Annotated in this window: 14 protein-coding genes; 4 read left to right on the forward strand and 10 right to left on the reverse strand. The window is 44.1% G+C overall.

Going from position 1 to position 14,096, the window contains the following annotated elements:
• Positions 1-4: 4 nt before the first annotated feature.
• Positions 5-655 carry an RsfA family transcriptional regulator gene (locus tag MKY87_RS06460; RefSeq protein ID WP_076211575.1) on the reverse strand — a complete coding sequence of 217 codons (651 nt, stop codon included), beginning with the start codon at positions 653-655 and terminating at the stop codon, positions 5-7.
• Positions 656-969: 314 nt separating this feature from the next.
• Here MKY87_RS06460 and MKY87_RS06465 point away from each other — a divergent pair, with 314 nt between their 5' ends.
• Positions 970-1,206: a DUF2626 domain-containing protein gene (locus tag MKY87_RS06465; protein ID WP_017687281.1), complete on the forward strand. Its 237-nt coding sequence runs from the start codon at positions 970-972 to the stop codon at positions 1,204-1,206.
• Between the two features lie 184 nt (positions 1,207-1,390).
• On the forward strand, positions 1,391-2,470 hold the full coding sequence (locus tag MKY87_RS06470; RefSeq protein ID WP_338587974.1) for a hypothetical protein: 1,080 nt from the start codon (positions 1,391-1,393) through the stop codon (positions 2,468-2,470).
• A 2-nt stretch (positions 2,471-2,472) separates the two neighbouring features.
• Here MKY87_RS06470 and MKY87_RS06475 read toward each other — a convergent pair whose 3' ends face one another.
• Positions 2,473-3,744, reverse strand: coding sequence for an extracellular solute-binding protein (locus MKY87_RS06475; protein WP_339790203.1), 1,272 nt, complete (start codon positions 3,742-3,744; stop codon positions 2,473-2,475).
• A gap of 222 nt (positions 3,745-3,966) precedes the next feature.
• Entirely contained in the window at positions 3,967-5,301 is a 1,335-nt protein-coding gene (locus MKY87_RS06480; RefSeq protein WP_024628438.1) for a PhoH family protein, read from the reverse strand.
• Between the two features lie 152 nt (positions 5,302-5,453).
• Here MKY87_RS06480 and MKY87_RS06485 point away from each other — a divergent pair, with 152 nt between their 5' ends.
• Positions 5,454-6,149 carry a YhcN/YlaJ family sporulation lipoprotein gene (locus tag MKY87_RS06485; protein WP_340963422.1) on the forward strand — a complete coding sequence of 232 codons (696 nt, stop codon included), beginning with the start codon at positions 5,454-5,456 and terminating at the stop codon, positions 6,147-6,149.
• Between the two features lie 7 nt (positions 6,150-6,156).
• Here MKY87_RS06485 and MKY87_RS06490 read toward each other — a convergent pair whose 3' ends face one another.
• The 6 genes from MKY87_RS06490 to MKY87_RS06515 form a co-directional block, all read right to left on the reverse strand.
• Positions 6,157-6,609 carry a pyridoxamine 5'-phosphate oxidase family protein gene (locus MKY87_RS06490; RefSeq protein WP_338587976.1) on the reverse strand — a complete coding sequence of 151 codons (453 nt, stop codon included), beginning with the start codon at positions 6,607-6,609 and terminating at the stop codon, positions 6,157-6,159.
• A 98-nt stretch (positions 6,610-6,707) separates the two neighbouring features.
• Positions 6,708-7,769, reverse strand: coding sequence for an LCP family protein (locus MKY87_RS06495; RefSeq protein WP_036614987.1), 1,062 nt, complete (start codon positions 7,767-7,769; stop codon positions 6,708-6,710).
• Between the two features lie 90 nt (positions 7,770-7,859).
• The gene (locus tag MKY87_RS06500) at positions 7,860-8,156 is read right to left on the reverse strand and encodes a YlaH-like family protein (RefSeq protein ID WP_047843765.1); all 297 of its coding nucleotides are present in this window, start codon (positions 8,154-8,156) and stop codon (positions 7,860-7,862) included.
• A 306-nt stretch (positions 8,157-8,462) separates the two neighbouring features.
• Complete coding sequence (gene typA, locus MKY87_RS06505; RefSeq protein ID WP_091028450.1) at positions 8,463-10,307, reverse strand: translational GTPase TypA; 1,845 nt, start codon at positions 10,305-10,307, stop codon at positions 8,463-8,465.
• 176 nt (positions 10,308-10,483) lie between these two features.
• Positions 10,484-10,978: a hypothetical protein gene (locus MKY87_RS06510; RefSeq protein WP_133385546.1), complete on the reverse strand. Its 495-nt coding sequence runs from the start codon at positions 10,976-10,978 to the stop codon at positions 10,484-10,486.
• A 296-nt stretch (positions 10,979-11,274) separates the two neighbouring features.
• A complete protein-coding gene (locus MKY87_RS06515) occupies positions 11,275-11,934 on the reverse strand; it encodes a TerC family protein (RefSeq protein WP_340963426.1) in 660 nt (219 codons plus the stop codon).
• Between the two features lie 88 nt (positions 11,935-12,022).
• On the opposite strand from MKY87_RS06515, the gene MKY87_RS06520 reads away from it, so the two are divergent.
• Positions 12,023-12,733, forward strand: coding sequence for a TerC family protein (locus tag MKY87_RS06520; protein WP_047843768.1), 711 nt, complete (start codon positions 12,023-12,025; stop codon positions 12,731-12,733).
• Between the two features lie 120 nt (positions 12,734-12,853).
• Here the strand turns inward: MKY87_RS06520 and thiI are convergent, their stop codons facing one another.
• Positions 12,854-14,095: a tRNA uracil 4-sulfurtransferase ThiI gene (gene thiI / locus MKY87_RS06525; RefSeq protein WP_339790538.1), complete on the reverse strand. Its 1,242-nt coding sequence runs from the start codon at positions 14,093-14,095 to the stop codon at positions 12,854-12,856.
• Position 14,096: the final 1 nt, after the last annotated feature.

A 14,096-nucleotide genomic window follows, 5' to 3' on the forward strand; every position in this document is an offset into this window, starting at 1 on the left:
CTTGTTATTCAATTCGTTCCAGATTCCCGTTGGCATCCATCTTGAAACGTGTCTTAAGTTCCTCTTCTTCTTCGGACAAAAATGCGAGTCTGCGAGCCCGATCCATAATCTGAATCAAAGCTTTGTAGTCGTCATTCACCACACGGTAATCCGTCTGTACTTCATTCACTTCCTTGGAGAGACGGTCATTCTCAAGACGTAGTTCAAGCAATTCATCTTCTTTCTCGCGAAGCTCCTTCTCCAGCATCTTGAGTTGACGATTACTCTCCTGCACTGTTCCCTTCCATTGCCGCAGGAAGCGGATTACTGCATCCATCGATAATGAATCGTCTGAGATCCCATCTGATTTGTACAGATGTTCTTCAGTGTCCAGTGTAGACAATGCTGCAACCTGCGGTCCGAGCATAGCTGGCTGCTTTCTGAGATAACTTCGTTTCTGTCGTTGTGCCTTGGCGTTACTGATGGCAGAATCATACTTTTTACGTACACAACTGTTCCAGCGAAAACCGCATGCGGCAGATGTTCTGCCTATTTTTTCGCCCACCTCTTCAAAAGCGGCCAATTGTGTACTGCCTTCCCGAATATGACGCAAAGTAACCTCAGCCAATATCAAATCGTCCTCTGTACTCCAAGCATCCTGTCTCACTGCAGTCATGCTATAATACCCTCCTAACAACATCCTAAAATAACCGTCCGCATTACCGGAAGCCCGGTATGTGAATTAGGTATAAAAGCTGCTTCATTCATTCTTATGCCTCTCATAGAGTTCATAGAATTGATTTCATACTAAAATGTATTTCCACATTCAGGCTTGCTCATACGTGACATACGTAAAACATATCCCTCTATACTTACTTTGAGCAAAAAAAGAATTCGCTTTCATATCCAAATTTGTTTACACGTTTTTCCTTTCCCGGTATAATGTTGTGTAGACAATCTATGAACGTACTTAGGAGAGGAGGATTTACCGTGGCACGCATGTTTCGGGTACTCGGGTTCTTCACGCTTGCAATTGGCCTGATGGCTTTTGCGGGAGATCTGGTCGAAATGGCTTTGCTTTTTTTCCTGCAGACTGCGTTTTTTGTCATTTTGGGATACTTGAAATTTACCGAGCGAACGTACATATTGCTCTTCTGGGGTTATATGATCGTAACATTCACGGGGTTCAGCTACTGGACTGTATTCGAAATGGGGTTGCCGCTCTAATCCACCTGCAGCATCAAAGTGATCCGATAACTGTCGGGTTGCTTTTTTGTTGTGTTCAGATTAAATGAATGTTCATGGTGTTATGTAACCACTAAGGATATTTCACGGATTTGTTTCATATATTGTCTGGAAGACAACAAGCCTGTACGATTGTCATTTAAGAAGTGGAAAGGAGAATGGATCGGTGAATCGTCAATACGGCATTGCCGCCTTTATATTATGCATCATTTTATTCCTCCAGCTACCTTTAGCCCATGCCTATGGAGAGTCTTCACCTGAGGATACACGTGAGATATTGCAAAAAAGTCTATCCATCGTTGAAATCGATCACGAAATCGAACGCATCGCCGAAAGGCAGAAGCAGCTGGCTCAACAATACGAGACATTATCCGTCCAGCTTCAGGAACAGGAAGAGCAGATACATATTCAGCAAGATCGGGCCGGAGCTGTAGTGAGGTCCTACTACACAGGAGAACGCGACAGCCTCCTCATGACGGTCCTGGGAGCCAGGTCGTTCAAAGACTTGTTTGTACTGTATGATTATTACCAGATTATTATCGGACGGGATCAGGCTGTGCTGGACAAGTATCAGGACCGTTATCACACCCTGCAACAGACTTCCACTCAGATTCGTCAGACTACAACAGAATTAACCGAAATGAAGACTAATCTTCAAAACCAGCGGGAACGTGTAGTCACCTTGCAAAAAGAAGTGGATGCCCAAATAGCCACCAGCGGAGATGCGGCAGCGATTCAGAAACTGATGGATGAATTAACCCTTTATTGGGAGAATATCGGCATCTATGAGGTGAAACGATATTTCAAAGCATTGGCATCTGCCATGCAGAACCTGCCCGATTTTATCCAAAAACAAAACGGAGGTATATCCACGACTGGAACAACGTATACGATTCGAATTGGGCAGGATGAGCTTAATGCATTTCTGCGTTCCCAAAATTCAATCTTTGAAGATTTTGCCTTTCAGTTTAATCAGGATAAGATTATAGCTTCCGGTCAGCGGGATCAATTGCAATTAAGCATTGAAGGACATTATACGGTAGAAAATGAACCTCAAAACTCCATTCGTTTTCATGTGGACAAACTTGTATTCAACCAGCTTGAATTACCAGACACTACTCGCCGAATGCTGGAAAGAGAATTTGACCTTGGGTTCTATCCACAGAAAATCCTGTCGTTTGTCAAAGCAACCGATGTTTCAACAAGTGAAGGCATACTGGAAGTAAAACTAGCTATATCCTTTTAAAGTTAGTTCGCCGTTCTAATACTGTCTACGTATTGATTCGCTGTAATTTCTCCCTTTAAGAATTGTTGTACTTTTTTATGAAAACGAGTTGTTAGAGCATGACTTTCGGTCGTTGCAGCGGGGACATCTTGGGTGGTTGAGAACCAGGATTGTCCCTTTGTCATATCATAACGTCCAACGAGTTTCTCAGACTCCAAATCCAGCTCCTGTTGCTTTGCGGGCAACCGGTTAACCTGTTGGTACCATTTCAGCTGTGTCGTAGCGGACGTCATTCCTTCAATCCATCTACTGGCCTCCTCAGCCTCAACCGAACCCGCAGTAATAACAAGGCTTCTGGAGTTTACAGTTTCCAAGGTTTCGAAAGAAAACCGCTCCAAAGAATCTTCATCAACTGCACTCTTTTGATCTGCACTTAATAATTGAGATAACAATGATACAACCATCGGTGTGTCGTTCTGGTCAGCAGTTGGAGAAAACCCTGGATTGGTAGACTTGAGCCTAATAAGGGGCTGAATCTGATTCATCAACTGAATCCCCTGCTGAAGATCTCTTGTTTGCGAATCTATTTGCGTTTGACTAACTTGATCTGGCGCCATCCTTGGTTCCAAATGATTCAGCCACGCATTTGTCCCGTACATATCATTGATGTTCATTGTAATTAAAGGGATGCCTTCCGAAATGGCTTGTTGAGTAAGTCTGACCCACTGATCTTTATTGTGAGGTAATGACTCCAGACCAGATCTTTTTAGAAATGAAGATTGTACAGCCAGAATGTACGGATCAAAATCAAAAGGCATCCCCCATTGATAACCATTCCACTCTGTCATTCCCCGTAACCCAACTACCGTATCTCCTAGCGACTTCGACAATGTTGTTCCGTTTAACGGATACAGGTACCCTTTTTGGGCATAGTATTGCACTTCCTCACTATCAAGCAGAACAACATCACCATTCTCCCCTAGTGAAAATTCAAGATCCAAAACATGCTTATATGTATCCGGCTTCTCATTCCGAAGATTAATCTCTACCAGCTGGGAAGCAGCAACTTCTTTAGCTATTTTTTGAAAGGCTTGGAACTCTACATCCGACATGGCCACTACAATCTCCAGCGGAGCTTGAGCATCTTCATTACGGGACAACGAACCCGGAAAGGTATCCTTCTCCTGGTCGCGTTCCTGATTGAGCTGTGAACCTCTAAAGTCAAAACTCGGTGACAAGATCGTTAACGAAAGCAGCAATACCGCGAACAAAACAACCTGATGTCTACGCTTCATTAACTTCCCTCCCTGTTCACCTAGTTTTTTCCTGCAGCAATTATTGTAACAAATAAGTAGTACTCTTGTCCTACCCTGCCGAAAAACACTTTTTCGGATTTTTGCATAATACGAGCATATCGAGTTCTGTGTAATAACGCTTACTTATTTTTTCAGCAAAAAGCCGGCTCCAGGAGCCGGCTTCAATAACAACATTTTCCGGGAAATAAATCCCCCTTAATTTTACAATAAATCAGCTGCAAGCTGTGCCAGCTTGGACCGTTCTCCTTTTTCGAGCATGATGTGTCCGCTGATTCCCTCTTGCTTGAACCGTTCCACGATATACGTCAGGCCGTTACTGGCAGAATCAAGATACGGATGGTCTATCTGCTCAGGGTCTCCCATCAAAATAATCTTACTGCCTTCACCGACCCTTGATACAATGGTCTTCACTTCATGGCGGGAGAGATTCTGGGCTTCATCAATTATGATAAACTGTCCAGGTATCGATCTTCCACGAATATACGTTAAAGCCTCCACCTGAATACTGCCAAGCCCCATTAGAATTTTATCGATATCTCCGGCTTTTTTGGTGTCAAACAAAAACTCCAGATTATCATAAATCGGCTGCATCCATGGACGAAGTTTTTCTTCCTTCTCACCAGGCAAGTAACCGATATCTTTCCCCATGGGAACAACAGGGCGAGCGATCAGCAGTTTTTTGTATTTATGATCATCCTCTACCTTAAGCAGACCTGCTGCAAGTGCCAGCAAGGTTTTCCCTGTTCCAGCTTTACCGGTGATGGTAACAAGCGGGATGTCATCATTCAAAAGCAGTTCCAGTGCCATGCGTTGTTGTGCGTTACGTGCGCTAATGCCCCAGACATTGTCATTACTGAGGAAAAGCGGCTCCAGCTTGGTTCCCTCTGTGTTCACTTTAAGCAAAGCCGATTTATTGGTTCCCATCTCATCCTTGAGAATGACAAATTCATTCGGATACAACGAATAAGACAATTGTAACGGTTTGATTGGTAAAAAACGATATGTGTAAAACTCATCAATCACTGACGGATGAACTTTTAGGGCCGTATAACCTGGATATAACTCACTGAGTCCTGCCGTCCGATCTGATAAGTAATCCTGTGTGAACAGACCAAGTACATCCGCTTTGATACGCACAAGTACATCTTTACTGACAAGCACGACCTGACGTTCGACTACTTCCTTTTCATTCTCCTCAATCTGATAATTCAGTGCGACAGCCAAAATCCGATTATCGTTGGACACTTCACCAAACATTTCCTGAACTTTCACGAAACTCCGATGATTCAGCTCTACTTTCAGGTTACCTCCATTAGCCAAAGGTACCCCACTGTGCAAGTGACCCAGCTCACGTAATCCGTCTAACAGTCTGGATACATTACGGGCATTACGCCCAATTTCATCGGCATTTCTTTTTTTGGAGTCGATCTCCTCCAGTACAACCGCGGGAATGATTACCTCATGTTCCTCAAAGGCAAATATGGCATTGGGGTCATGCAGAAGCACGTTGGTATCCAATACAAAAATCTTTTTCATTCAATCCCCTCCAAAGCGGCGTCGTTAAAGGCATGGATAGTGTGATCTTTCAGCAGCGGCATGGACAATCATGATCCCATACATAAATGTATTCGACTAGGGCAAAATAATTGTCAACCATTCTGAAAAACTCCAAGAAAGGATGAACATTTATGAAAATATGGGTTTGCACGCTGCTTCTGATCTTTATACTTACAGGTTGCAACAGTTCCACACGTAGCGCTTCGCAGAATCAAGGTACACATGCGAAAGGTTACGGAGGAAATGTAACAACTCAGCAAGATCAAGGGAAAGGATCTCACATGCTCAATGCACAGGAAGATCGGATGAATCCTTCACGTTTGGACCGCCTCAATGAGAATACAGGTGAAGTCCATGATACCAACATTGCGGATGATGCACAGAGTGGCCGGATGCCAAATGAAAAACGAATCAATCACCTTAAAGCCCTTGCCAAGCAAGTGGAAGGTGTTGAAGATGCGAACTGCGTCATACTCGGTAATACAGCCGTAGTTGGCATCGATGTTGATGGTGAACTGGAACGTGCTCGGGTTGGTACCATTAAGTACGCAGTTGCCGAAGCACTTCGCAAAGACCCCGAAGGTGTAGATTCCATCGTTACTGCTGATGCAGATGTCACCGAAAGAATTAAAGAAATCGGTGAACATATTCGTCAAGGGCACCCAATCTCCGGTTTTGCTTCAGAACTTGCTGACATGGTGGGACGAATTATCCCTCAACTCCCGAAAGATGTCAAAGTCCGTCAAAATCCGGATGAAAACGTGAATCAAAAACAACAAATGCAGCAGCTGCATTCATCTGACAAAAGACAACAAAAAGCCCAGTGATCTCTCACTAGGCTTTTTTCATTGCAGCAAAAACCTGCTCATCTAATTTCTCAGCAGCACGCTGATCATATATTTTGACATATTGAGGCACAGAGGACAATTGAGCGCCGTAAAACAGAGCATTCCTCACCGCTTCAATTGTGATGTCGAAACAGCACATATTAAATGGAACATCCTGCAGCGGATCTTGTCGTACCACAGCACGTCCGTTCACTGCGTACACCATCTCTTCTCCAAAGACAGTAACCGTAATGAGCGGATTAGTAATCATGTTATTCACTAAACGTGAACGATGATCAATTGCTACACGAAAAGTAGAAGCATTCTCCGCATAAATCCAGGAGATGGCTGTTGAAGTCGGACCTCCGGATTCTACATCCACTGTGCTCAGAAGCACAAAGGTCTCATTCTTGAATTGCTGTAAAAGAGATTCAGTTAATTGTGTGACGGCTTCGGACATTCAACCAGCCCCCTAACCTTCTTTATGCAATTCTTGTACTTGGTTTATGTTATTATAGCATACCGATTAACGTGCTTCCAATCCCAAAAGAATGAAGGTTATTCGCCTGAAGGTGAAGCCGTTACTTTACCTGAAAGTGTATCTTGTAAAGCCTGCTTGGCATTGGCGAGTTCCGTCTCATTAATATACACATATGGACTTCTCCACTCTCCGGTAACCGGAGTATAATGTACATCCGAAGTGGAAATGTTCCAATACGTCGAGATAAAGTTTTTCATTTGTTCCGATTCCACATCTGTCGTCATATTCTTGTCAACTGCACCAATCACCTTGCTGATCTTTGTAATGCCCCCAAGAGATTTCATCTGATCCAGCATGGAGTTCAGCACTTGGTTTTGACGTTTGTTACGATCAAAGTCATTGGATTCATCAGTCTTTGGATTACAATTGGATTTGCGGTAACGAACAAAATCTAGTGCTGCTTTACCATCGAGATGTTGTGCGCCTGCGACCAGATTGATATCTGTACCATCGGCTGTATCTCTATAACACATATTTTTATCCACAGTCACATCCACGCCACCCACGGCATTGACAGCATCACGGAATGCCTGGAAATTCAGAACGGTTGTATAATTAATATCTACATCCAAATACTTGCCCATCATTTCTTTCATCTGATCCTCTGCATTTTTGCCAGTGGTTTTTTCCTGTGCTTTGAATCTTGGATAATAGGAATTCAGCTTGTTGGATTTGTACCCATCCAATTGAATACGCGTGTCTCGAGGCAAAGATACAATGGTTGCCGTCTTGGTCTCCGGATTCAACGAAGCCACCATAACAACATCCGAGAGATATGTGCCAGTTTCAGGACGGTTATCTGTGCCTAATAACAGCATCGTGATCGGTTTGGTTGTGGCTGACATCCCGGGAGGTACCGGTTTATCGATGCCTGTATCCACGACTTGATTGTATACCCAGTACGCATATCCACCACCTACCACAATGGCAATAACCAATAGACTTAAAAGGATTCTGCCAAAAGCATTCATTCTCTTTTTCTTCTTAGGCTGCTTGCCCTTGCCATTCTTCGATCCAGAAGCACCGGATTGCGTTGGTGCCTGTCTCCGTGGAGGCAGTCCGTTCGAATTTGAGTTCATATCTTCAACACCTTTATCACATCTGTTTTTGTCTAAATAAAAGACAACCGCTTTCCCTAAGGAAAACGGATGGTCTGTACAAGACAGGATTTATGAGTTTCGAGCGGCAGCTTCCGCTTTTTTCTTTTGACGACCTTCAATAAAATAACGCACTCTCACTAACAACATCAGCCCAACCGCGACCAACAAACATTGAATGATGGGCAGCTTGTCGATCTGAAAAATAAGAAGCATGAATGTGCCCATCGCCATCAAAATATAGAGAACGATTTCCTTACCAAGCGGCAATTTCTGACGTACCCGAAACACCTTGTTATATACGTAAGTAATCAATACAAAGATGACGATGTAGGCTACGATCGGGTTTGACGCGAACCATGCTTGCATGCACAGCCAGCTCCTTTCGTGTTCATGCTAGGATATAAGTTAACTGGTTGATGGAAAAACACCAACAACATTAATTACAAAGCTCTGCAATGTGACCGTTTCGGATTCGGATCGTTCTTTTGGTCGCAGTTATCCCCAGATTTTTTTGATCCATTTTTTCAATGGTAAAATCCGGGGATAAAGGCGAACGCTTCGCTCCTACAGAATCGATTCCGTATCCTCCACTACTTTAGTGGGTTGTAATTAACGCCGATGGTGCATATGTGTTCCATCAAACGTTAACTTATATATATTATTTTGTTGTTATTAAGCTTTAGAAGCCATTTTGCGTTGTTTTTCTGCACGCTCACGCTCGGATTTATTCAGGATCTTCTTACGAAGACGAATAGATTTTGGTGTAATCTCACAATATTCATCTTCATTCAAATATTCAAGCGCCTGTTCCAACGAGAAGATAATTGGAGTTTTAATTTTAACCGTATCATCTTTACCGGAAGAACGAACGTTAGTCAGTTGTTTTTCTTTGCAGATGTTAACAACGATATCATTGTCACGTGTATGTTCACCAACAATCATACCTTCGTAGATTTCAGTACCTGGCTCCAAGAAGAGCGTACCGCGATCTTCAACGCCCATCATGCCATAGAACGTAGATGTACCAGTCTCAGTTGAGATCAGCACGCCTTGGTGACGTCCACCCACTTGACCGGATACTACTGGTGCGTAGCTGTCAAATGCATGGTTCATTACACCGTAACCACGAGTCAATGTCAGGAAGTTTGTGCTATATCCGATCAAACCACGTGCTGGAATCAGGAACTCCAGACGAACTTGACCACTACCTGTGTTAACCATGTTAACCATCTCTGCTTTACGTGCGCCCAGGCTCTCCATTACGGAACCCATGCTCTCTTCAGGGATATCAATCAACAAGCGCTCGAGAGGTTCCATTTTCTTACCGTCAACTTCTTTAACGATAACTTCTGGTTTGGATACTTGCAATTCATATCCTTCACGACGCATATTCTCAATCAGGATACCCAAGTGAAGCTCACCACGTCCGGAAACGACAAATGCATCCGGGCTATCCGTTTCGTCAACACGAAGGGAAACGTCTGTTTCCAATTCTTTTAACAAACGCTCACGAAGTTTACGGGAAGTTACCCATTTACCTTCACGACCTGCGAATGGACTGTTGTTCACGAGGAACGTCATTTGCAGTGTAGGCTCATCAATTTTCAAAACTGGAAGTGCTTCTGGATTGTTAGGGTCGGCAATGGTTTCACCAATGTTGATATCCTTGATTCCTGCAATGGCAACGATGTCGCCTGCTCCTGCTTCTTCCGTCTCAATACGTTTGAGACCTTGGAAACCGAACAGTTTCTCGATACGTGCAGTTTTGCTCTTACCATCACGCATAATAACCGTTACCGATTGTCCTTGACGGATCACACCGCGGTTAACACGACCAATGGCAATACGGCCAAGGTATTCATTGTAGTCCATCAAAGTAACGAGGAATTGAAGTGGTTCTTCAACATTTTCGGTAGGGTGTGGGATATGACTAACGATGGTATTGTAAATCGCCATCATGTTGTCATCCTGTTTTGCAGGATCATTATCCATGCTGGATGTTCCGTTCAATGCGGAAGCATATACAACTGGGAATTCAAGTTGTTGATCGTTGGCACCCAGTTCAATGAACAGGTCCAATACTTCATCAATAACCTCAGTCGGGCGAGCCGCTGGACGGTCAATTTTGTTAACAACAACGATTGGTGTCAGGTTGTGCTCCAGAGCTTTACGAAGTACAAACTTCGTTTGTGGCATACAGCCTTCATAAGCATCAACAACGAGCAATACGCCGTCAACCATTTTCATGATACGTTCCACTTCACCACCGAAGTCGGCGTGTCCTGGTGTATCCACAATGTTGATCAGATAATCTTTATAAGTTATAGCCGTGTTTTTGGCCAAAATCGTAATACCGCGTTCACGCTCCAAATCGTTGGAGTCCATTGCGCGCTCCTGTACCGTTTCGTGATCACGGAAAGTACCGGATTGCTGGAGCAACTTGTCGACGAGCGTAGTTTTCCCGTGGTCGACGTGGGCAATAATCGCAATATTGCGAATGTGTTCTCTTGAATGCATGGTTTGTATCCATATCCTTTCCAATTTCAATTCTTATCTACTAAACTTCCCGCAATTTCGCAGGTTACTCACAAAATAAGCGTCGGTGATATCCCGACGCATGTCTATATCCCTTATATTATAGTTTATTATAGGTAAAAATCAAGATATTTCGTACGAAAAGACCACTGGGAATGTTACCAGCCTCTCCCTTGACGTCCTCGCCCAAGCAATAACCAGACTCCGGCCAAGATCAAAAGGACAGCAAGTACATAGATTATTCCCGTTTGCAGCAAGGTAAATCCGAATAATATGATGGACACTGCACCAAGGATCAAAGCTGCAGGTAACACATATTCCGGTCTTCGCCGTTCAGCCATTCCATATTCGAGTAACCCTATGGCGAACCCAAGCAAGAATGCTGGCCACAGCCTGCTCATAAGTCCAGCGCCCCATGTATTCGTTATACTGAATAAAACACCATACACCGTTAGTATGCCGGCAGGAACAAGGGACCACGATGGTGAAATGCGCGCATAATATAACGCATGAAGGGCGATGCCTGGCAGCAGGATCAGCAAAGGCCAGAAATTGCGACCGATAAATCCAAACACGCCAAACTTGCCAAGCAGAATAATAATTCCCGCAGCTGCAATAAATAGTCCAATCGCTTTTTCATTTCTCATCCTCATCTGCAATCACCTCTTATACTATGGCTATGTACTTTATTTCTTCATAAACGATACGCATTTCATGCTGACTGTTGATTTTAAACCTGTAATCCTGCTTCTAGTGTATCCGATGTTTCGGCAAAAAACTATACTTTATGTCGCACTTTGCGTGCGTCCTTTACCTTTATTACCCTAAAATGTGCAACTTATGACTAGCCCAATGGTTGTTGTATTCACAAGCGTATTCTCTCAACACAAAACCGCCTAAACCGGACGGTTCAGACGGTCCTATGTTCAAGCTTTTATCCAAAATTAAACTATGCGTTCTTCCGCACAAATTTATGTGCGCCTCCAATCGCAACCACAAGACAAGCCATTGCTACGGGTAACAGCGTATGCACCTCTGATGCCATACCTCCCAGCCATTCTCCTAACTTGGGGTCTTTCATCACCATCTCACCTGCTGTGAAGGCTAGGATACCTGAGCCAGCGAATACAAGAATCGGAAATCGCTTCAACAAACCAACAATTAACCCGCTCCCCCATACAACGATGGGGATACTGATTGCAATACCGATGACAATCAAAGCCAAATCTCCATCTGCCAAAGCCGCTATGGCCAAAACGTTATCCAGACTCATTACAAAATCGGCAATCAGAATGGTTTGAATGGCTTTCCAGGTCGTAGAAACTTCACGAATATGTACTTCTTCATCATTTTGAAGCAGCAGCTTTACTGCAATCCAGAATAGCAACAGCCCACCTGCCGCTTGGATAAAGGGAATTCCCAGCAATAATACCGCTACAAAGGTTAATACACAACGCAGCAGCACCGCACCAAAAGCTCCCCACCATACCGCTTTTTTGCGTTGTATTGGTGGCAGATCCTTGCTGGCAAGCGCAATAACAACCGCATTATCTCCACTCAATACCAGATTGATCATTAAAATTTCAGTTAACAGCCATAGTGTATCCATGTCCTAATCCCCCCCACATTAACTTGTATGTCAGAGTTGTCCATGCTATTCTTAATGATTGAACCGTATATAAGGAGTGACATATCTCATGGAGCTATTTAGTCCCACATTCTGGCTGGCTTTGCTGAACGTTGTCTTTATTGATCTAATTCTGGCTGGGGATAATGCCATCGTCATTGGTCTCGCAGCTCGAAATTTGCACCCTTCCGTGCAGAAAAAGGCGATTCTATATGGAACTGGCGGCGCACTTTTGATTCGAATTTTAGCAACAGTTGTTGTTTTATGGTTGCTTAAAGTTCCGTGGCTCTTGCTTGTGGGAGGCATACTTCTGATCTGGATTGCCTATAAATTATTGGCGGATCAGGGAGATGAACACAATGATGTCCAGGCGGGAACTTCCTTGTGGACCGCTATTCGTACCATCGTGATCGCGGATGCAGCCATGGGACTCGATAACGTGATTGCAGTTGCTGGAGCAGCGCAGCAGCATCTCGTGCTTGTCATCCTTGGACTCCTGATTAGTGTACCTATTATCGTATGGGGCAGTACCCTGTTTATCAAGCTAATCAATCACTTTCCTTGGATCATCTATGTCGGAGCCATCGTTCTCGGGTATACGGCTTCCAATATGATCACGGAGGAACAGCGACTCTTGCCTTACTTTACTGAACATCCGGCATTGCGCATTCTCTTCATCGTTGTGGTTATTGCAGGTGTAGTCTTTGCAGGTTATCGCAAACGCTCCAGCAGTTCCAGCCACAAGGGATCTGGCGGGGAACAGCAGCGCTCCTATTCGTAGGCTAATTTAAACTAAAATTTTATCTGAATACAGCAAAGGACTGAACGATATTTCATCGGACAGTCCTTTTTTGCAGTTAACATAGCCCATATTATGTTGCCATGCTAATTTTTATTGAGTTTAGAACCAATCATCCTTCATGCCATTGTCTTCTGTCTGATTCGTTACCACAGAAGTTTCACCGGCATGCAGTGTGATCGTTTCAGTTTGTTCCACTGCTTGCTCCACCCATTCTGAGAGATGGCTCATTGTTGATTCAATTTTATCCACAATTCGAAGATTTGGATTGGTTGAAGGTGACTTTGGCACGAAGAGAGTACAGCAATCCTCATATGGCAAAATAGATATGTCATACGTTCCGATCTGTTTGGACAGGGTAATGATCTCCTGTTTATCCATCATAACCAGTGGTCGCAAAAGTGGCAGATCCGTCGCACGACCAATGACATTCATACTCGGAAGAGTCTGACTCGCTACTTGGCCCAAGCTATCCCCGGTGATCAGTGCGAGTGCCCGCTCACGCTCGGCAAGTTTGGATGCAATTCGCAGCATTGAACGTCGCATCAGCGTAATAATCAGATTGTCCTGACCCAGTTGGGTAAATGCCGTTTGAATCTCTGTAAATGGAACCAGATGCAACTTGATTGTTCCTGCATGATCAGCAAGGGCACGTGCCAAATCAATGACTTTCTCTTTGGCACGCTGGCTTGTGAACGGGTAACTGTAAAAATGTACACATTCCACTTCAAGTCCACGGCGCATGGAAGACCAGGCTGCAACCGGGCTGTCTATTCCACCTGATAGCAGTACCATCGCTTTTCCATTCGTGCCCAGCGGAAACCCACCTACTGCCGGAATGGTTTCGTTGAAAATATAGGTACCCTGATCTCGAATTTCCACTCGTAGCTCAATATCAGGCTCGCGAACATCAACACTCAATTGCTGGAACTTTCGAAGGATCGGGGAACCAACCAGATGGTTCATTTCATGGGAAGAGTTCGGAAACTCCTTCCATACCCGCCTTACATTCACCTTAAATGTGGTGCCTTCCTTGAATTCGTCCTCCCTTTCGTCCATAAATGCGACTGCTGTTTTCACAATCTCATCAAGCTCGGATGGAGTAACTTTAACCGGACTAATCGACATCACGCCGAATACCCGCTTCAGCACCTTAATTAGTTCAGTATGTGATTCACCGCCAAGATCCACATAGACACGGCCATATTCTTTGCGAAGGCTCGCTCCTGGATAAGGTTTAAGCAAAGCTTTCACCTGTGTAATGATCGTTTTTTCAAATCGGGCACGATTTTTCCCTTTTAACATAAACTCTCCGAAACGGAGAAGCAGCATATCATATTTCATA

The sequence above is a fragment of the Paenibacillus sp. FSL R7-0198 genome (assembly GCF_038000415.1).
Lineage (GTDB): Bacteria > Bacillota > Bacilli > Paenibacillales > Paenibacillaceae > Paenibacillus.